Consider the following 19,036-nt stretch of genomic DNA (forward strand, 5'->3'; position numbering starts at 1 on the left):
GTCAGCTCCTGCGGTTGCCGTCGACCAGGGCCTTGCCGGCCGGGATGCGGATCTCGTAGCCGCCGTCGAGGACGGCGGTGCCGCCGGCGGGCAGCGCGACCCGCCAGACGCGGGTGCCGGCGGCGTGGTGCTCCGCCCCCTCCGGCCCCGGGGAACCCGGCGACTCCTGCGGCCGCCCGGAGTCGTCCGTCCTTCCGGCACCGTCCTCCGGAGCCGTCCAGTCGGCCCGCTCCTCGATCCTGACGTCCGCCTCGGAGGTGACCGGCACCCGCTCGCGCACCTCGACGGTGACGGGCCGGGCCAGCGTGTTCGCCAGCTCGACGTGGACCCGGTGGTCGAGCACGGTCGTGCCGCCGCGCAGACCCGCCGTCGACTCGTGCAGGTTCGTGCGCCGGGTGACCCGGACGCCCTCGGCCGGCCCGAGACCCACGCGCCGTACCGCGCCCGGGGCGAGCGTCGGCAGCCCGGTGGTCAGCAGGAACTCGCCGTCGACGCTGACCTCCACGGGACCCGCGAGCAGCGCCTGACCGGACGTGTTGGACAGCACCAGCGTCGCGTAGACGGTCTGCTCCACGGACGGCACGGTGAGGTACTCGGTGCGCAGACCGACGGCGACCTCGCCGACGGTGACGGTGTGCCAGGTGCCGTCCGACGGGATGTCGGCGCGGGCGGCCGCGTCGAAGCGGTGGTCGAAGGAACCGGCCGACTCCCGTGGCCGCACGGCGTGCCGGGGCAGCGGCAGCGCGCCGACCGTCTCGGCACGGCGCCGGTGCTGGTCCGCCACCGCGTCGGACGGGCCGCCGGGGAACAGCCGCCCCCGGCGCTCGCCCTTCTCGTCCGGGCCGCACAGCACGAGGGCGGCGTAGTCGAGTTCGTCACCGCTCGGCCGCGGCGGACCGGACACCGGCTCCGCGGGCGCGGACTGCGCCGGCGCCGCTCCTGCCAGGACCGACCCTCCCGTCGGAGGCGGCGGCGGACCGGCCATGCCGGGGGCGGCGGGCATTATCGGCGCCGGCGCGAACGCCGGCGCGGCAGCGGGTGCCGCCGCCCGGCCGCGGGGCGCACCGCGCATGACCTCGGGCGACGCGCCGTACGCCGCCCCGGGAGCCTGCGGTACCGGTACCGGCGCCGGCATCGACGGTGGAGGCATCGGTGGGGGTGGTACGGGAGCGGGGGAGGCCCCGACGACCCTCGGCCCCGCCGCCGCTGCGGCGGACCCGGCGGCCGTGCGCGGTCGGCGCAGCCGCCCGGCCTGGGCGTCGTACGACGTGAACAGATCGGCGAGCCCCGGCGGAGGCTCGCGCCAGCCCGCGGGCGCGGGCGCGGGCTGACTCCGCCCGATCCGGAGCGAGCCGAGGCGCGGCAGATCGGTACGGCGGCGCAGATCGGCGGTCGCCAGCGCGACCCGCACCCCGGTCCAGTCCTCACCGGTGCGCTGGGCGACCGAGGCGCGCAGCACCAGCTGCCCGTCGCCGTCCTGCCGGCGACAGGACAGCCGGTACGCGGGCACCCAGACAGCGCCGGCCACGCCGTACTCCAGCTCCAGCTCCACGACGCCGCCGTCCTCGCCGGGCGCGCCGTCGAGCGTGACGACCGCGCACACGGTGGTGGCCACGCGCGCGGACGGCCGGGCGGTGGAGGCCCGGCCGAACCTGTCCTCGGCGACGGACAGCTCGTGCTCCACGTCCCGCAGCTCCAGGTCGAGCTCGGCGAGGCGCGTGTGCAGCCCGGTGAGCCGCTCGTCGACGAACCCGGCGAGTTCCAGCCACGCCTCGACCGGCGTGGCCCGGTGCGGCGGGTCGTCCCGCCTGCGCGGCGGCGGCACCGGACGCAGGGCCGCGACCTCGTCGATCAGCACCAGCTGTCGCTGCCGGCGCGCCCGCGCCGCGGCGCATTCCTCGCGCAGTCGCTCGACCTCGCGCAGCAGCGCGTCCCGGTCGCCGTCGTCGGCCGGCTCGGCCTCGGTCTCGATCCGCGCCTCGGTGACGCGTACGCCCGAACCGCCGAGCACCCGGGCCCGCAGGGAACCCGCGTCCACGGTCCGCGGCAGTCCCGTCACCCGAACCCGCCCGTCCGACGGCACGACGCCCCGCGCCCGTCGCGTGCACAGCGCCCCCTGCGCGTACACCACGACCCCGTCGAGAACCGACTCCCACCTCTGGTCCGCCCCCGCCACCATGCCCCCCTGCGCTGTGCCGTGCCCGTGCCCGTACTCGTCCTGGTCTTCGTGGGCGAAGCCTACGGGCCGGGACCGACAACAAGAACGCCGAGGAAAGAAGTCGAAAGAAATCCGTGCGCCGATGTCGAGAACGCGGGTCCGGCTCCGTCCCCGGGGTGAACGCGACCACAATGGGTCGCACCAGCACGAGGAGAACGCCATGGCCAAGTACCTGCTCCTGAAGCACTACCGCGGCGCCCCGGCCCCGGTCAACGACGTGCCCATGGACCAGTGGACGCCCGAGGAGATCTCGGCACACATGCAGTACATGCACGACTTCGCCGCCCGGCTCGAGAAGACCGGTGAGTACGTCGACGGCCAGGCGCTCGCACCCGAGGGCACCTTCGTCCGCTACGACGGCGAAGGGCGCCCGCCGGTCACCGACGGCCCGTTCGCCGAGACCAAGGACCTCATCGCCGGCTGGATGGTGATCGACGTCGACAGCTACGAGCGCGCCGTCGAGCTGGCCGGGGAGCTGTCGGCCGCCCCCGGGGCCGGCGGCCGGCCGATCCACGAGTGGCTGGAGCTGCGCCCCTTCCTCTCCGCGCCGCCCACCATCACGGAGTGACCTCCCCGATGAACGAGGCCCTGCTCAGGAGCCTCACGCCCGGCGTGCTCGGGATCCTCGTCCGCCGCGGAGCAGACTTCGCGGCGGCCGAGGACGCCGTCCAGGACGCACTCGTCGAGGCGCTCCGCGTCTGGCCGGCCGAACCGCCACGGGATCCCAAGGGCTGGCTGGTCACCGTCGCGTGGCGCAGGTTCCTCGACGCGACCCGCGCCGACACCGCCCGACGCCGCCGCGAGGACCTCCTCACCGAGGAGCCGGCACCCGGACCCGTGCCCGCCGCGGACGACACGCTCCGGCTCTACTTCCTCTGCGCACACCCGTCCCTGACGGCCTCGTCCGCCGTCGCCCTCACGCTGCGCGCCGTCGGCGGGCTGACCACCCGCCAGATCGCCCAGGCCTACCTGGTGCCCGAGGCCACCATGGCCCAGCGCATCAGCCGCGCCAAGCGCACCGTCTCCGGCGTACGACTGGACACGCCCGGCGACGTGGCCACCGTGCTGCGCGTCCTCTACCTGGTCTTCAACGAGGGCTACTCCGGCGACGTCGACCTCGCTGCCGAGGCCATCCGGCTCACCCGGCAGCTCGCCGCCGCCGTCGACCACCCCGAGGTGTCCGGGCTGCTCGCCCTCATGCTGCTCCACCACGCCCGGCGCGCCACCCGGACCGCGCCCGACGGCAGCCTGGTGCCGCTCGCCCAGCAGGACCGGAGCCGGTGGGACACCGCGTCGATCACCGAGGGCGTCGAGGTCCTGCAGGCGGCCCTGGCCCGCGACAGGCTCGGCGAGTTCCAGGCCCAGGCCGCCATCGCCGCGCTCCACGCCGACGCGCCCACCGCCCAGGAGACCGACTGGGTGCAGATCGTCGAGTGGTACGACGAACTCCTCGGCCTGACCGACAGCCCGGTCGTGCGGCTCAACCGCGCGGTGGCCGTCGGTGAGGCGGACGGGCCGCGGGCGGGCCTGGCGGCGCTCGCGGAACTCGACGGCTCACTGCCCCGGTACGCGGCGGTCGCGGCGTACCTCCACGAGCGCGACGGCGACCTGGCGACGGCGGCCCGGCTCTACGCCGACGCGGCCGGCAAGGCCACGAACCTCGCCGAGCGCGACCACCTCACCCGGCAGGCGGCGCGCCTCAACGCCCGTCTCCGGAGCTGACGGAGTCACTCCGAAGCGACCCCGGTGCCGGTGCGCTGCTTCCGGGGCGCCCAGTCCGCCGCCGGCCAGTGGTACGCGTCGAAGCCGTCCGGAAGCTCGCCGCAGGGGGCGTACGTGCTCATGACGTAGGTCCCCGTGGGCTCGTACCAGTCCACGTCCACCTTGTCGCCGGTCCCCGGGTGCTCGAACCGGAATCCACGGTCGGAGATGTCCTCGCTCGTGAGCTTCCAGCCGTCGCGCTCCAGGCGGCGGCGGGTCCGCTCCTGCGCGGCACGGGCGGTGCCTTCCGCCACGCCGCTGACCTGCCAGGACAGCTCGAAGCTGCGCACGTCGCGGCGCCCCTGGTCGATGTGGGCGAAGGACCGCAGCCCGCGGTAGTAGCAGGTGCCCGTCTCCACACGGGAGTACGGATCGGCCTCCCCGGGCAGCGCCGCCTCGGCGTACACCCGCTGCGCCTGGGCCTTGAGCCGTGCGGCGACCCGGTCGGGATCGGCCGCGGGTACGGGGTTCCGTTCCACAGCCACTCACCGGCGATGCCCGCGCCCACGACGAGCAGGCCGCAGAGGAACCACAGGGTCACGCGGGCGGAGGTCGGGCGATCGCCCCGTACGAAGATCATGACCAGGAGCGTAGGAGCCGCGCGCCGAGGCCCGCGTCGGTGCGGATACTCAGACGGGGGATGAGTGCGGATGCGTGAAGGATGAGTCGCGCGCCCGCCGTCGCGCGCCCACCTCTCCCGTCGTCGTGCGCCAGGCTGACCGGCCGCCGGCCGAGGCGCATCCACCTGAGGGAGCAGCGGCGGACTACCGCGGCCGCGGTATCCGCGCCGCACCTGCCGCAGTCGCGGCAGCGCGAAGTGTCTGCGCCTGCCGGACGACCGGCGACGGGCCCGGCGGGCACGATCGGCACCAGCCGAGCGCATTCCCGTGCCCGGCAGCCGTACGAGAAGGAGCGCCCCATGGCCACCGACCAGCTGCTCGCCGCGAGCGTCTACACCTTCAGCCTCGGACGCGTCGGTTCCTCCGTGGGCGCGGTCATCGGCCTCGTCGGCGTGATCATCGCGTGGCGTGCCCTGACGCGCCCGGCCCGCCGTCCCGGCGCCGTGCCGGCCATCGTGGCGGGCGTCGTCAGCCTCGTCCTCGGCGGACTGGTCGCGGCCACCGCCGGTGGCGGCCTCGGCACCGGAAACGGCCTGGGCGGCGCCTACGTCGCCCTCGTCGTGGGCCTCCTCGCCACGGCCCTCGGCGGCCGGGCGCTGTCCCGCGCCCGCGCCGCCGCCCGGCGTACGGGCTGACCGGCGCACGGCACCGGGCCGCCGCGTCAGGAAGCGGCGCCGCCGACCGAGTCGAGGAGCCGGACCTCCTGCTCCGTCAGCCGGATGGCGCCGGCCGCCACGTTGGCGGCGAGGTGGTCCGGGTTGCCCGTCCCGGGGATGGCCAGCACATGGGCGCCCTGGCGCAGGCTCCACGCGATCCGTACCTGCGCCGGCGAGGCGCCGTGCGCGTCGGCGACGGCGAGGACCTCGTCGTGCTCCGCCTGGACGGCACCGGCCTCGCGCCCCTGTCCGGCGATGGAGAAGAAGGGCACGAACGCGATGCCGTGCTCCGCGCACGCCGCGAGCATCTCCCTCCCGCTCCGCGAGCCGATCCCGAAGGCGTTCTGCACGCACACCACCGGTGCGATCGCCCGTGCCTGGGCCAGGTGCTCGGGCCGGGCGTTGGAGATGCCGAGGTGCCGGACGAGTCCGGCCTCGCGCAGTTCGGCGAGGGCCCCGAAGTGCTCGCTGACGGATGTCTGGCCCATGATGCGCAGGTTCACCACGTCGAGGTGGTCACGGCCGAGCTGGCGCAGGTTCTCCTCGACCTGTCCGCGCAACTGCTCGGGCCGCGCCGATGCGACCCATTCGCCGGACGCGTCGCGGGTCGGTCCGACCTTGGTGGCGATGACGAGGTCGTCCGCGTACGGCGCCAGAGCCGCGTTGATCAGCTCGTTGGCGGAGCGCAGCCGGGAGAAGTAGAAAGCGGCGGTGTCCACGTGGTTCACACCGAGCTCGACGGCGCGGCGCAGGACGGCGATCGACTGACCGCGGTCGCGGGGGACGCCTTCGTGGAAGGCGGCGCTGCCGGTGAGGCGCATGGCGCCGAACCCGATCCGGTTGACCGTGAGATCACCGAGCCGCCATGTGCCCGAGGCTGCCGCGGAGACCGTACCCGACGTCATCTGTGCCCTCAGCTCCAATCGTTGGGGCCTGGAGTATGCGCGGGCGGCGGCCGTGACGGAAAGACATGGAGCCGTGGAGGAACGTCACATCAGAGCGGGGAACCCCAAGGCGCCACCGCACGTTCCTCCTTACGGAGGGGCGGTGCCGCTCAGGGGCCGGCGACGAGGAAGATGATCTCGACGCGCCCCGGCCTGCCCGGGGCGGGCTCGTGGACGCGGTACAGCAGCGTGATGGTCATGCCGTTGTCGGAGGCCGGCGCCGTCGCGACCCGGCGGAGTTCCGCGGACCGTACCGGCTCGGTCCGGGACTCGGCGGGGCGCGGGTCCTCGGCCAGAGCGGCGAGGGCGTCGTGCAGCGCGCGACGCCCGCCGGGGGAGAGGCGCGCGATCTCGTGGTAGAGCCTGCGGGGGATCTCGACGGCCCAGCGGGTCACGGGGCGGTGCCCTTGTCGAGCTCGGCGAACAGGTCCTCGACAGTCATCAGCTCCGTCTCCCCGGCCAGCGACGCCCGGATCGCCTGCCGCACTTCGGGCCGGGTGCGCAGCGCGACGAGATGCCGCGCCTCGGTGATGACCGCCTCGTGTTCGCGCCCGAAGCGGGCGGCACCCAGCCGGGCGTCGAAAGCGGCCAGTTCGACGGGATCGATGCCGGCGAGCTCCGCGCGGAGCTCGGCGAGGGTCTGCGGCCCTTGACCGGCCGTGATGCGGTACGGACTGACGTCGGCGGAACCCGGCTCGTGCGGCGGCGACGCGCTCATGCTGTGCCTCCTCGGCTCGTACGGCTCCTACGGTACGGGCGACAGGCCCCCGCGCGGGAGGGGTCGAGCACCCTCCGTGTCCACGGACCGGCCACGAGTGGTGACGGCCAACCCGGCGCGGCCGGCAATTCTCTGCAGTTCCTTTACGTGGAATGCGGGCGTGACACCGGTGAGAATCGGAGCGCAGAAACCACGCGCCTCCCGTCACCCCTGGAGAGTGGTGCTCAGTGTCCGACCTCCGCCGCCGGCGGGGGGCGCTGCCGGACACGTAGCGCCCGACCTGGGGCTGGGGCCCGGTGCCTGTCGGCCCGGGGGGGACGACGGGCGGGAGACGGCGGCGCGCTGGGAATTCGCGGGCCGCAGCCGGTGCGGACAACGCCACGATGTCGCGTTCCCGGCACGCGCCGCGAGTACGGCCGGCGGCGCAATTCCCCCTTGCGCCGCCCGGCCGAGAGGGGGCCCCGGGCGCTTCGGTATCCACGTCGCGTGCCCGGGGCCACCCTCCGGCCCCCACCCGCCCCGCGCCGGCCCGGAACCCGACGGCCCGGCAGGCTGACGGCAGGTCATCGCTCCCTTCCGCCACCGGCGTTGTCAGTGGTCACCACTAGCGTCGGAGGAGTTGGAGAGACCGTTTCCCGGGAGGGGTGGACGATGACTGACAGCCGTATGGGGACCACGCTCAGGGTCGTGCTGACCGACGTCAACGAGGGCGTGGTGGAGGCCTGGCGGGCGGCGTTCGCCGACACCCCGGGCATGGAGATCCGCCGTGGCTCGATCCTCGACGAGGACGTCGACGCCTGGGTCACCCCGACCAATTCCCTTGGCCGGATGGACGGCGGAGTCGACGCCGTCATCAAGCGGCACCTCGGGGCGGGCATCCAGCTGCGCGTGCAGCGGGCGATCCGCGACAGGTTCGCCGGGAGGCTCCCGGTCGGCAGCGCGGTCTGCGTCCCGTCCGGGGCGACCACCCCGCGGTACCTGATCTCGACGCCGACGATGGAGCAGTCCTCGCAGAACGTGCGGGACACGCTGAACGTGGCCCTGGCGTGCGCCGCGGCCTTCCAGGCCGTCCACCGGCAGAACCGCCGGGCGCCGGGCAGCATCCGGTCGGTGGCGCTGGTCGGCATGGGCGCCCGGACCGGCCGGGTTCCGGCCCGGGTCTGCGCCAACCTGATGTGGACCGGCTACACGCTCTTCCACGACCACTGGTTCGAGGACGACGACGAGCTGCGCACCACCATCACCGCGCAGCTCGCCGGCATCGAGAGCGCGCCGCCCACGCAGCGGGTGCGCATCGTGCCGCCGAAAGGGCATTCCTTTCGCCGCTGACCCGGCCGGGCCCGGCCTGCCGCCCGGCCATCCCCACCTTCCTCATTCAGGTACGACCACCGGGAGTCCTTCCTCCATGACCGACGCCACCACCACGCCGGCCCAGCCCGACCCGAACGACCCGCTGGGCCTCACCGAGCTCTTCACCGGCGGCGGGGAGGCCTGGCTTCCGCTCCTGAAGCCCGTCATCGAGGCGCAGCCGGGCGCGGCCGAGTTCATCGGCCGGAACCGCAGCCCCCAGGTCGTCCCCGTCCGGGAGCTGACCTTCCAGGCGCTCAAGCCCCACCCGCCGCACAAGTGGAAGGTCGTCGTCTTCGGCCAGAACCCGTACCCGCGGCCGGAGAGCGCCACCGGCATCGCCATGTTCGACAACACCTTCAACGACTGGAAGGACAGCCAGTTCGGCAGGGTGGTCAGCATCCGCTGCATCATCAAGGCGGCGGCGATGTGGAAGTACGGCATGGCCAAGAAGACGCCGGTCGCCGACGTCCGCGCCCTGCTGAAGGAGCGCGACACGGTCCAGCCGCCCGAGTGGTTCCAGGCGATGCTCACGCAGGGCGTCCTGCTCCTCAACGCCTCGCTCACCGCCAGCGCCGACGGCGCGATGGGCACCGACCGGCACACCGTGTTCTGGCGGCCCGTCGCCGAACGGATCGTCGAGGAGATCCTCAAGGCCAAGCAGGACGCCGACGAGGAGGACCGCGGCGTCGTCTTCGCCTGGTGGGGCGCCCACGCGCGCAACCTGAAGAAGATCGTCCTGCGCCTCCAGCAGAAGTACCCGGACGTCGAGGTCAGGCACATCGACCACGCCAACCCGGCGGCGCAGGGCGACCTCTTCTGCGAAGGCGACCACTTCGCCACCGTCAACGAGGCCCTCGCCTCGCTGGGCGCCGACGGGATCGACTGGCTGCCGAGCAAGGGGTGGAACGAGCAGCGGGCAGGCGGCGCCGACCGCGAGGTCGCGAGCCGCATGGGCGCGTTCATCACGTCGACCATGGAACTGCACCAGCTCTATCTGGAGCGGCTCACCAGCGTCAAGGACGAGGGACTCGTCCTGCCCGCCGTCACCGGGGTCTTCGACACCCCGCTGATGGCCTTCGAGGACGCCGTCGCCCCGGTGACCAAGGTGCTGACCGGACTCGGCCGCCACATCGACCGGTCCCGCGAGTTCGGCAAGCGGCGCGCCGACGAGTCGGCCGACTCGGCCGCCGGCGGCCTGTCCGCGGACGCCATCGCCGCGCTCTACCTCTACACCTGCGAGTCCGGCTTCTACCGCGACATCAACGCCGTCCTGCGCGCCCCGGACCGCACCAAGGTGCTGCCCTACCTCCCGTACCTGCGCCTGCTGTTCTCGGCGGTCTCGAACCTCCCCGTCCACACCCGGCCCTTGTGGCGCGGCGTCTCGCTGGACCTGCGCAGCCAGTACCCGGTCGGCCGCACGGTCACCTGGTGGGGCGTGTCCTCCTGCACCTCCGAGCCCGACGTGGCCCGCGCCTTCCTCGGCAGCCGCGGCAGGCGGACCCTCTTCGAGGTGACACCGGCGCGCGCCGTCGGCATCCGCAGCTTCTCCGCCTTCACCGGCGAGGAGGAGTACATCCTCGCGCCCGGCACCCAGCTCAAGGTGACGGACGTGAAGACCGAGCGCGGCGGCCTGTGCACGGTCAGGCTCACCGAAGTGGAGGAGGCCCGTCTGGTCTCCTGACGCCGTGGTCGCCGCACCGCGGTGTCCTGACACCGCGGTGGCGACTCAGCCGCGAGGGCGAGCGGCGACGCGCTCAGTAGACGTGACCGACATGCGCGAGCGCCTGCTTCAGGAGGACGCCGTGACCGCCCGGCATCTCGTTCTGCAAGGCCGCGGAGGCGGCCTCCTGAGGACTGACCCAGACGAGGTCCAGCGCGTCCTGCCGCGGGCGGCAGTCGCCGGTGACCGGCACGATGTACGCGAGGGACACGGCGTGCTGGCGCGGGTCGTGGAAGGGCGTGATGCCCGCGGTGGGGAAGTACTCGGCGACCGTGAACGGCTGGAGCGACGCCGGGATACGGGGCAGGGCGACCGGGCCGAGGTCCTTCTCCAGATGACGCAGCAGCGCGTCGCGCACCCGCTCGTGGTGCATGACCCGGCCGGACACCAGCGTCCGGCTGATCGTTCCGTCAGCACCGATCCGCAGGAGCAGTCCGATGCTGCTGACTTCGCCGCTGTCGTCCACCCGTACCGGCACGGCTTCGACGTACAGGATCGGCATCTGCCCCCTGGCGGCGTTCAGCTCGTCGACGCTCAGCCAGCCAGGCGTGGTCTCGGTCATGTCAGACATCGCCTGATCATACTTTCCGAGAAGGTCTTTGGCTCGGGTCGTCCGCCTGTCAACCGGGTGACGGTCGGGAGACATGTTCGCCGGACCTCCTCGGCCGACAGGTGCCGGCGGCGTCATCCCGCTCTCCGGCGGCATCACCTGTTCAGGGACTGTGCCCCGTCGCCTGTTGCTGGCTCCATGGGAGGGAGGGCGTCCGCCGTAGCGGCGCGCCCGCCCTCAGGCATCGCTCCCGTAAGGCTCTCGTGACGAGGTGATCAGCGTTGGCGACCGACCGGTACGGTCACGACTTGTACAACGGCACAGCGGAGGCGGTCGGGCACCTGGACCGTGCCGTGGAAGCGCTGCTCTTCTTCCGGCCCGAGGTGGCCGCGGCCGTCGACGACCTCCTCGAGACCGCCCCCGCCGCACCGGTGGCGCAGGCGTTCGCGGCCTATCTGGGCGTGCTGGGCACGGAGCCGGCCGGCGCGGCGGCGGCGCGGCGGCGCTTCGACGCGTTCGCCTCCGGCCTCGACATGACCGGGCTCGGCCCTCGGGAGCGACTGCACACGGCCGCCGCCGGAAGTCTCCTGGCGGGCGACCTGCGGCGGGGCAGCGCGCTCCTGGAGGAGCTGAGCGTCGCCTACCCGCGGGACGCGCTCGCGCTCTTCGTCGGGCACCAGCTCGACTTCCTCACCGGTGACGCCCTGCGCCTGCGGGACAGGATCGGCGGCGCACTGTCCGCGTGGGAGGAGGACGACCCCCATCGCGGCCCGCTCCTGGGCATGTACGCCTTCGGGCTGGAGGAGGCCGGGCACTACGCGCACGCCCGAGAGACGGGATCGGCCGCGGTCGAGCGGAACCGCCATGACGTGTGGGCCATCCACGCCGTCGTGCACACGTACGAGATGCAGGGCCGCTTCGCCGAGGGCATCGCCTATCTCGACGCCCGCACCGGTGACTGGTCCGAGGGCAACTTCCTCACGGTGCACAACTGGTGGCACTACGCGCTCTACGCCCTGGAGGCGGGCCGCAAAGACACGGCGCTCGGCATCTACGACGCGGCACTGCACAACGAGGAGTCCCGGGGCCTCGCGATGGAACTCCTCGACGCGGCGGCCATGCTCTGGCGGTTCCATCTCGCGGGTTCCGATCAGACCCGCCGGTGGGAGGCGCTCGCGGACGCCTGGTCCGCACGGGCCGACCCTCCGTTCTACGCGTTCAACGACGTGCACGCGGTGATGTCCTACGTGGGCGCCGGCCGGGTCGCGGAGGCGGAGCGGCTGATCGCCGGCCGCCGGCGCTGGCTGGCCGAGCCCGGAGCGGAGACCGTCACCAACCGCGCGATGACCGCGGAGGTCGGCCTGCCGGTGTGCGAGGCACTCGTCGCGCACGCGGCCGGAGACCACGGCACGGTCGTGGAACTGCTGTGGCCGCTGCGCCGGCGACTCCACGAGATCGGAGGCAGCCACGCCCAGCGGGACGCCCTCCAGAAGACCCTCCTCGACGCGGCCCTGAGGTCGGGGCGGCACGACATGGCACGCGTCCTGATCAGCGAGCGGACCGCGCTGCGCCCGCACAGCCCGTACAACTGGCTGAGCACGGCCCGCCTGGCGGAGGCGCTGGGCGACGCCGCCCGGGCCGCCGCCGCCCGCGACCGGGCCGGCCGGCTGGGCCGGTCCGGAGACCTCGTGTCCGACCGGTTCTGACCGTCCGCCGTGTCACCACGGCGGATCCGTACCCCTCGCCCGACGGCGTGTTCTTCCCGCCGTGCGGACCACGGTGCGGAACGATACGGGCGAAAAGCCTGAAAAGAACCGTGCAAGGAAGAAGGGGCGGACGTGTCCGGCAGCGAGAGCGAAAACCCAGCAGTTCCCTCACCCACCCCGACGTCGACCCGCCCCAGGACGAACCGGGACTGGTGGCCCGGCCAACTGGACCTCCAGGTGCTGGAACAGCACGCGGCCGGGCCCAATCCGATGGACCCGGACTTCGACTACGCGGCGGAGTTCGCCACCCTCGACGTCGACGCCCTGAAGCGGGACGTCATCGAGCTGATGACGAAGTCGCAGGACTGGTGGCCCGCGGACTACGGCCACTACGGACCGCTGTTCATCCGGATGAGCTGGCACGCCGCCGGCACGTACCGCATCGAGGACGGCCGGGGCGGCGGCGGCAGCGGCGCCCAGCGCTTCGCGCCGCTCAACAGCTGGCCGGACAACGCCAGCCTGGACAAGGCACGCCGGCTGCTGTGGCCGGTCAAGCAGAAGTACGGCCGCAAGATCTCCTGGGCCGACCTCCTGGTGTTCGCCGGCAACTGCGCCATGGAGTCCATGGGGTTCAGGACCTTCGGCTTCGCCTTCGGGCGCGAGGACATCTGGGAGCCCGAGGAGATCTTCTGGGGCCCCGAGGACACCTGGCTCGGCGACGAGCGCTACAGCGGCGACCGTGAACTCGCCAAGCCGTTCGGCGCCGTGCAGATGGGCCTGATCTACGTCAACCCGGAGGGCCCCAACGGCAACCCCGACCCGCTGGCCGCCGCCCGCGACATCCGGGAGACCTTCGGACGCATGGCCATGAACGACGAGGAGACCGTCGCCCTCATCGTCGGCGGCCACACCTTCGGCAAGTGCCACGGCGCTGTCGACCCCTCGTACCTCGGCCCCGAACCGGAGGCCGCCCCCCTCGAGCAGCAGGGCCTCGGCTGGCGCAACACCCACGGCAGCGGCAGCGGCGCCGACACCCTCACCAGCGGGCTCGAAGGAGCGTGGACCAACGAGCCGACGAAGTGGGACAACGGCTACCTGGACAACCTCTTCCGGTACGAGTGGGAGCTGACCAGCAGTCCCGCCGGCGCACACCAGTGGAAGCCCACCGACCCCGCGGCGCAGGACACCGTGCCGGACGCCCACGACCCGTCCAAGCGGCACGCCCCGATGATGCTGACGACGGACCTCGCGCTGCGGCAGGACCCCGTCTACGCGCCGATCTCCCGGCGCTTCCACGAGAACCCGGACCAGCTCGCCGAGGCCTTCGCCAAGGCCTGGTACAAGCTGCTCCACCGCGACATGGGTCCGGTGTCCCGCTACCTCGGACCGTGGGTTCCCGAGCCGCAGCTGTGGCAGGACCCCGTCCCCGCGGTGGATCACGAACTCGTCGCGGACGAGGACATCGCCGCTCTGAAGGACCGGATCCTCGACTCCGGCCTGAGCATTCCGCAGCTGGTCACCACGGCCTGGGCGGCGGCGGCCAGCTTCCGCGGCACCGACAAGCGCGGCGGGGCCAACGGGGCACGGATCCGGCTGGCGCCGCAGAAGGACTGGCAGTCCAACGACCTGCCCGAGGTGGCCGAGACGGTACGGCGACTGGACGAGATCAAGCGTGACTTCGACGCCGCCCAGACCGGCGGCAAGAAGATCTCGCTCGCCGACCTGATCGTCCTGGGCGGCTGCGCCGCGGTCGAGCGGGCCGCGCGGAACGCCGGCCACGCCGTCACGGTCCCGTTCGCGCCGGGGCGCACCGACGCCTCGCAGGAGCAGACGGACGTGGAGGCGTTCGCCGTGCTCGAACCGCGGGCGGACGGATTCCGCAACTATCTGCGGGCCGGCGAGAAGCTGTCGCCGGAGACCCTGCTGCTCGACCGCGCGAACCTGCTGACGCTGACCGCGCCCGAGATGACGGTCCTGGTCGGCGGCATGCGGGCCCTGAACGCCGGCTTCCGGGGTTCCTCGCACGGCGTCTTCACCCGGCGTCCGGAGGTGCTGACCACGGACTTCTTCTCCAACCTGCTCGACATGGGCACGGAGTGGAAGGCGTCGGAGTCGGAGGAGAACGTCTTCGAAGGACGGGACCGGGCGACGGGCGAGGTGAAGTGGACGGCGACCGCCGTCGACCTCGTCTTCGGCTCGCACTCCCAACTGCGGGCCATCGCCGAGGTCTACGCCGCCCGCGACGCCGACGAGAAGTTCGTGCGCGACTTCGTGGCGGCGTGGAACAAGGTGATGAACCTCGACCGTTTCGACCTGCGCTGAGCGGCCGAGGCGATCCTGCCTCACCGCGACCGTCCGGCGTCACCATCACCCTGTGGGGCGGTGGTGACGCCGCGTCACGCCCTGCGGTGAGGAAGGGAGACGGTCGGGGCCGGCCCGTTCGCGGGATGCCGGCAGCGACACCCGGATGGGTGACTGCGGCGCCGGGGTGGCCTGGGCCAAGATCATCCGCATGAGATCTTCTCTGACGCGCCGCGTGTGCGCCGCAGCCCTGCTCCTGACCTCGACGCTGGCCCCCGCCGCGGCCGCGGCCGCCCAACCGGGCGGCGCCGACGGGCAGTCGCAGCGCGCCGCGCAGGCCCGCCTGCTCGGCGAAAAGATCGTTCCGCACAAGCTCGACTTCCAGGGAACGACGGTCGGCGGCTTCTCCGGGGTCGACCACAACCGGTGCACCGGCGAGTACGTGTTCATCAGCGACGACCGCTCGTACCTGCAGCCCGCCCGCTTCTACACCGCCCGGCTGGACGTGGACGCCGACGGCGTGCACTCCGTCGACTTCACCGGTACCCACCCGTTCCGCCAGGCGGACGGCGCGGTGTACCCGTCCCCGTCGGCCGGCGACGGCAAGGCCGTCGATCCGGAGGAGATCCGGGTCGATCCGCGCAGCTGCCACTACTGGTGGGCGCAGGAGGGCGACCGGCCCACGGCGGCGAGCGCGCCGGTCATCCAGCCGTCCGTCCAGTTCGCCTCCGGCACCGGTGCCTACCTCGGTCAGCTGCGGCTCCCGCCGAACTACGAGGTCACGCTGGAGGAGCGCGGGCCGCGCCGGAACCAGGCGGTCGAGGCGATCACCTTCGGCGCCCGCGGCAAGGTCGTCACGAGCGCGGTCGAGGGTCCGCTGATCCAGGACGGTCCGGTGCCCGACCTGGAGCACGGCGCGCTCGTCCGGGTGACGAAGCAGGCCCGCGGCGGCGAGGTGCTCGGACAGTTCGCGTACCCCATCGAGAAGATCTTCGCCGCGTCCGACCCGAACAGCCCCTGGGGCCCGGACACCGGAGTCCCGTCCCTCCTCGCGTTCCCCGACGACCCCGACCGCTACCTCGTCCTGGAACGCACCTGGGTCGCCGGCGCGGGCTACAAGATCCGCGTGTACGACGCCACCACGCGCGGCGCGACCGACGTGCGGGCGACGGACTCCCTCGCCGGACAGCCCGTCGTGCCGATGAGCAAGAAGCTCGTCGTGGACCTGGACACCCTGGGTCTCTCGAGCATCCAGAACACCGAAGGCATGACGTGGGGGCCGGAACTCCCGTCCGGTGAGCGGTCGCTGATCCTGGTCAGCGACGACAACTTCTCGGACGAGGAGGTCACCCAGATCGTCGCCCTCGCCATCCGCTGACCGCCCCTCCGGCCGCGCCGACTCCACGGGGACTCGGCGCGGTCCCGCACGGAGCCCCCACCCGTTCCCCCAAGATCCACCATCGGCTAGGTTGCCGGTACGTGACGACCACGTCGCGGCCGACCAGCCGCATATTCGAAGCCCTGCAGTCCGAAGCCGTACGCGACACGGCCCGGCTGCGCGAGATCTACGAGCAGCCCGGCGACCTGGCGTTGCGCAAGGCGGTGGACCGCCTGCACGACGTCGCCCGCGCCTTCGTCGCCCGCTCCTCGCTCCTGTTCATCGCCAGCACGGGCGCCGACGGAAGCTGCGACGTGACCCCGCGCGGCGGTCCGGCCGGATTCGTCTCCGTACTGGACGAATTCACCCTGGCCATCCCGGACGCCACCGGGAACCGGCGCCTCGACAGCATCCGCAACATCATGGAGACGGGCCAGGCCGGCCTGATCTTCCTCGTCCCCGGCCAGGGATCCACGCTCCGCGTGAACGGCCGGGCCTGTGTCTCCACCGATCCCCGTCTGCTGGAGCAGCTCACGCCGGTCGGCAAGCCCCCGCGCAGCGCGATCGTGGTCGAGGCGACGGACGTCTACCAGCACTGCCCGAAGGCCTTCCTGCGCGGCAGCGCCTGGAAGCCCGAGGAGTGGCTCCCCGCCGACGCCGTACCGAGCTCCGCCGCCATCACCCTCGCGCACCTGGGCATCCCCGGCCTGACGCTGGAGCAGATCCGAGAGCACGAGCGGGAATCCCTGCTGCACCGCTACGAATGACCCCCGGAGCGCACGGCCCGGGGTGGGGCTTCGCCCTACCGGCCGTGCGCGGCGAGCGCCGTGTCCTGGGGCGTACGGCGGGTTCGCTCGCCCCAGGCGGCCACCAAGGGGCCCGCCGCCCCCAGTGCCGCGAAGAACACGCCGAGCAGCAGCCAGCCCGTGTGCCCGAGGCCGAGGACCGCCGTGGTGAGGATCACCGGGGCCAGGGCCTGTCCGGCGTCGAAGCCGATGCCGAGGAAGCCCTGGTACTGCCCCTGCGCGTGGTCCGGGGCGAGACCGAAACCGAGCGCGAAGCCGGCCGAGGACTCCCATACCTCTCCGAGGCTGTGCACGCAGACCGCGAGGACGGCCAGCCCGGGCGCGACCCAGGCCGGAACGTCCGCCGTCAGGGCCATCAAGGGGCAGCTGACGAGGAAGAGCAACCCGGCGACGCGGAACGCCCGGCCGCCCTGGCGCGGTGTCTCCACCCGGGAGCCGATCCTGCTCTGCAGCAGCACGCACACCCCGCTGTTGACCGCGTAGACCGCCGCCACGGTCCAGCGGGGCGCGTCGGTGTGGGCGGAGAGCCAGATCGGCAGCAGCAGGGAGACAGTCTGGTACTGCAGTCCCATGGCTCCGTAGAGCGCGACGAAGGAGACGTACGGCCGGTCGGCCAGGACGGACCAACTGCGGTGCTCGGCGGGCCGGGGCAGGGGACGGTAGTCCGGCACGCCGATCAGGGCGATCAGGCCCGCGCAGGCGAAGCTGGCGGCGTTGGCGAGGATGAGCGCGGTGTACGCCGAGCGGGTGTCGACGGCGATGGCGAAGGCGGCGCCGACGGTGCCCAGGACCACGCCGAGGTTGACGAACGTGCGGAGCTTCGCCCTGAACGCGGCCGGGCGTTCGCCGCCGGCGCGGGCGATGAGCGCACCGCCCGCGGCGCCGCTCGCCGCTGCCGCCAGCCGGTCCAGGGTGGCGACGAGCGTGAACGTGGCCCAGCTGTCGATGAGGACGAACGCGGCCATCGTCGCGGCCTGCAGCGCGAGGGACGTCAGCCAGACCGTGCGGGGCCCGTAGCGGTCGGCGAGATTCCCCGCCGGTATACCGGCCGTCAGCCCCGTCAGACCGGCGATCGTGAGACCGACTCCGACCTGTGCGGCGGGCAGGTGCACGACCAGCGTGAAGTAGAGCACCGCGGCGGTGTTGAACAGCCCGTTGCCCACCCGGCTGACGAAGCTCGCGACGATGAGAGCGCGCTGCGGACCGTCCGGCGACAACAGGCGGGACATGCGGTGTCTGGAGCCCTCCCCGATCATGCCGAGCAGGCTATCAACGCCGTTTCCCGCCCTCAGCGCTCGGCGCCCCGGTCAGCCGGCGGTGGCGCGGGCGGCGCGTTCGATGACGTCGGCGACGAGGCGGGGGTGGGAGACGGCGACGGAGTGGGAGGCCGCCACCTCGGTGGTGCGGGCATGGGCGCGCCTGGCCATGAAGCGCTGGGCGGCGGCGGGGATGTTGAGGTCCTGGGTCGTGACGACGGCCCAGGAGGGCTTGGTCTTCCAGGCGGCGCCGGTGGCCTTCTCCTCCAGCGCCGCCCGGGCGATGGGGCGCTGCGCCGCGGCCATCAGTGCCGCCTGGCCGGCGGGGACGTCGGCGGCGAACTGGTGCCGGAACGTGTCCTGTCGGATGTAGAGGTCGGTGGCGGTGGTCCCGTCGGCCTGCCGGTAGGTGACCGGGTCGAGGGCGTCGGGGAGGGTGGAGCCGGGGTACCTGCCGGTGAGCTCCAAGGCGGTCTCCCCGGGCGCCGGGAGGAACGCGGCCACGTAGACAAGGCCCTTGACCTGCGGGTCGTCGAGGGCGGCCTGGCTGATGACGCTGCCGCCGTAGGAGTGGCCGACGAGGATCTTGGGGCCCTTTACGTGGTCGAGGACGGTGCGCAGGGCGGCGGCGTCGGCGGCGGGGCCGCGCAGCGGGTTGGCGGCGGCGACGACCGGGTAGCCGTCGGCGCGCAGTTCCGCCACGACGCCGTTCCAGCTGGAGCCGTCGGCGAAGGCACCGTGTTCCAGGACGATGGTCGGCCTGACGTGTCCGCCGGCGTGCGGGGCCGCTCCACCGATGCCCTGGGACGCTCCGTCGGCGGTGCCGGCGAGGGCGAAGGCGGCGAGCGCGAGTGCTGCCGTGACCGTCGCGATCGTGCCGGTCGCGCGCCGCTTGCGGCTCCCGTTGATGTTCCCCGTGGTTTCCATGACACGTCCCTTCCAGCCGTGGCGACTTCTGACGGGACGTAAAAGTGACATGCCGGCGCGTCACCAGTCAAGGTGGTGACGAATATTCGTCACCGGTTTGACAGGTGACGCGATGAGGGGTGAGA

Annotated in this window: 17 protein-coding genes; 9 read left to right on the forward strand and 8 right to left on the reverse strand. The window is 73.0% G+C overall.

Annotation, left to right across the window (positions count from 1 at the left end):
* Position 1 precedes the first annotated feature (1 nt).
* On the reverse strand, positions 2 to 2,179 hold the full coding sequence (locus ACFVGS_RS21140; protein ID WP_385693326.1) for a DUF4139 domain-containing protein: 2,178 nt from the start codon (positions 2,177 to 2,179) through the stop codon (positions 2 to 4).
* A 199-nt stretch (positions 2,180 to 2,378) separates the two neighbouring features.
* On the opposite strand from ACFVGS_RS21140, the gene ACFVGS_RS21145 reads away from it, so the two are divergent.
* Both ACFVGS_RS21145 and ACFVGS_RS21150 read left to right on the forward strand, forming a co-directional pair.
* Entirely contained in the window at positions 2,379 to 2,786 is a 408-nt protein-coding gene (locus ACFVGS_RS21145) for a YciI family protein (protein ID WP_385693327.1), read from the forward strand.
* Between the two features lie 8 nt (positions 2,787 to 2,794).
* Positions 2,795 to 3,940, forward strand: coding sequence for an RNA polymerase sigma factor (locus tag ACFVGS_RS21150; RefSeq protein WP_385693357.1), 1,146 nt, complete (start codon positions 2,795 to 2,797; stop codon positions 3,938 to 3,940).
* Positions 3,941 to 3,945: 5 nt separating this feature from the next.
* Here ACFVGS_RS21150 and ACFVGS_RS21155 read toward each other — a convergent pair whose 3' ends face one another.
* A complete protein-coding gene (locus ACFVGS_RS21155) occupies positions 3,946 to 4,464 on the reverse strand; it encodes a hypothetical protein (protein WP_385693328.1) in 519 nt (172 codons plus the stop codon).
* A 434-nt stretch (positions 4,465 to 4,898) separates the two neighbouring features.
* Between ACFVGS_RS21155 and ACFVGS_RS21160 the strand changes: the two genes are divergently transcribed.
* On the forward strand, positions 4,899 to 5,234 hold the full coding sequence (locus ACFVGS_RS21160) for a DUF6223 family protein (RefSeq protein ID WP_385693329.1): 336 nt from the start codon (positions 4,899 to 4,901) through the stop codon (positions 5,232 to 5,234).
* A 26-nt stretch (positions 5,235 to 5,260) separates the two neighbouring features.
* On the opposite strand, the gene ACFVGS_RS21165 is transcribed toward ACFVGS_RS21160, so the two are convergent.
* The 3 genes from ACFVGS_RS21165 to ACFVGS_RS21175 form a co-directional block, all read right to left on the reverse strand.
* Entirely contained in the window at positions 5,261 to 6,160 is a 900-nt protein-coding gene (locus tag ACFVGS_RS21165; RefSeq protein WP_385693330.1) for an oxidoreductase, read from the reverse strand.
* Positions 6,161 to 6,309: 149 nt separating this feature from the next.
* Entirely contained in the window at positions 6,310 to 6,594 is a 285-nt protein-coding gene (locus ACFVGS_RS21170) for a hypothetical protein (RefSeq protein WP_385693331.1), read from the reverse strand.
* On the reverse strand, positions 6,591 to 6,917 hold the full coding sequence (locus ACFVGS_RS21175; RefSeq protein WP_384412957.1) for a hypothetical protein: 327 nt from the start codon (positions 6,915 to 6,917) through the stop codon (positions 6,591 to 6,593). The genes ACFVGS_RS21170 and ACFVGS_RS21175 overlap by 4 nt, the downstream gene beginning before the upstream one ends.
* Before the next feature lie 651 nt (positions 6,918 to 7,568).
* On the opposite strand from ACFVGS_RS21175, the gene ACFVGS_RS21180 reads away from it, so the two are divergent.
* Complete coding sequence (locus ACFVGS_RS21180) at positions 7,569 to 8,246, forward strand: macro domain-containing protein (protein ID WP_384412959.1); 678 nt, start codon at positions 7,569 to 7,571, stop codon at positions 8,244 to 8,246.
* Between the two features lie 76 nt (positions 8,247 to 8,322).
* Positions 8,323 to 9,948 (forward strand): ADP-ribosyltransferase domain-containing protein, encoded by a 1,626-nt coding sequence (locus ACFVGS_RS21185; protein WP_385693332.1) that lies wholly within the window; start codon positions 8,323 to 8,325, stop codon positions 9,946 to 9,948.
* A 73-nt stretch (positions 9,949 to 10,021) separates the two neighbouring features.
* On the opposite strand, the gene ACFVGS_RS21190 is transcribed toward ACFVGS_RS21185, so the two are convergent.
* Positions 10,022 to 10,549 carry an NUDIX hydrolase family protein gene (locus ACFVGS_RS21190; protein ID WP_385693358.1) on the reverse strand — a complete coding sequence of 176 codons (528 nt, stop codon included), beginning with the start codon at positions 10,547 to 10,549 and terminating at the stop codon, positions 10,022 to 10,024.
* Positions 10,550 to 10,818: 269 nt separating this feature from the next.
* Between ACFVGS_RS21190 and ACFVGS_RS21195 the strand changes: the two genes are divergently transcribed.
* The 4 genes from ACFVGS_RS21195 (at position 10,819) to ACFVGS_RS21210 (ending at position 16,689) form a co-directional block, all read left to right on the forward strand.
* The gene (locus ACFVGS_RS21195) at positions 10,819 to 12,243 is read left to right on the forward strand and encodes a tetratricopeptide repeat protein (RefSeq protein WP_385693333.1); all 1,425 of its coding nucleotides are present in this window, start codon (positions 10,819 to 10,821) and stop codon (positions 12,241 to 12,243) included.
* A gap of 132 nt (positions 12,244 to 12,375) precedes the next feature.
* Positions 12,376 to 14,565, forward strand: a complete 2,190-nt coding sequence (gene katG / locus ACFVGS_RS21200; RefSeq protein WP_385693334.1) for a catalase/peroxidase HPI — start codon at positions 12,376 to 12,378, stop codon at positions 14,563 to 14,565.
* A gap of 190 nt (positions 14,566 to 14,755) precedes the next feature.
* On the forward strand, positions 14,756 to 15,922 hold the full coding sequence (locus ACFVGS_RS21205; RefSeq protein ID WP_385693335.1) for an esterase-like activity of phytase family protein: 1,167 nt from the start codon (positions 14,756 to 14,758) through the stop codon (positions 15,920 to 15,922).
* A gap of 101 nt (positions 15,923 to 16,023) precedes the next feature.
* Positions 16,024 to 16,689: an MSMEG_1061 family FMN-dependent PPOX-type flavoprotein gene (locus ACFVGS_RS21210; RefSeq protein WP_384412973.1), complete on the forward strand. Its 666-nt coding sequence runs from the start codon at positions 16,024 to 16,026 to the stop codon at positions 16,687 to 16,689.
* Positions 16,690 to 16,724: 35 nt separating this feature from the next.
* Here ACFVGS_RS21210 and ACFVGS_RS21215 read toward each other — a convergent pair whose 3' ends face one another.
* Complete coding sequence (locus tag ACFVGS_RS21215) at positions 16,725 to 17,984, reverse strand: MFS transporter (RefSeq protein WP_385693336.1); 1,260 nt, start codon at positions 17,982 to 17,984, stop codon at positions 16,725 to 16,727.
* Between the two features lie 51 nt (positions 17,985 to 18,035).
* A complete protein-coding gene (locus ACFVGS_RS21220) occupies positions 18,036 to 18,911 on the reverse strand; it encodes an alpha/beta fold hydrolase (protein ID WP_384412978.1) in 876 nt (291 codons plus the stop codon).
* Positions 18,912 to 19,036: the final 125 nt, after the last annotated feature.

Origin of the sequence: Streptomyces sp. NPDC127114, from assembly GCF_042677525.1 — a bacterium.
Lineage (GTDB): Bacteria > Actinomycetota > Actinomycetes > Streptomycetales > Streptomycetaceae > Streptomyces.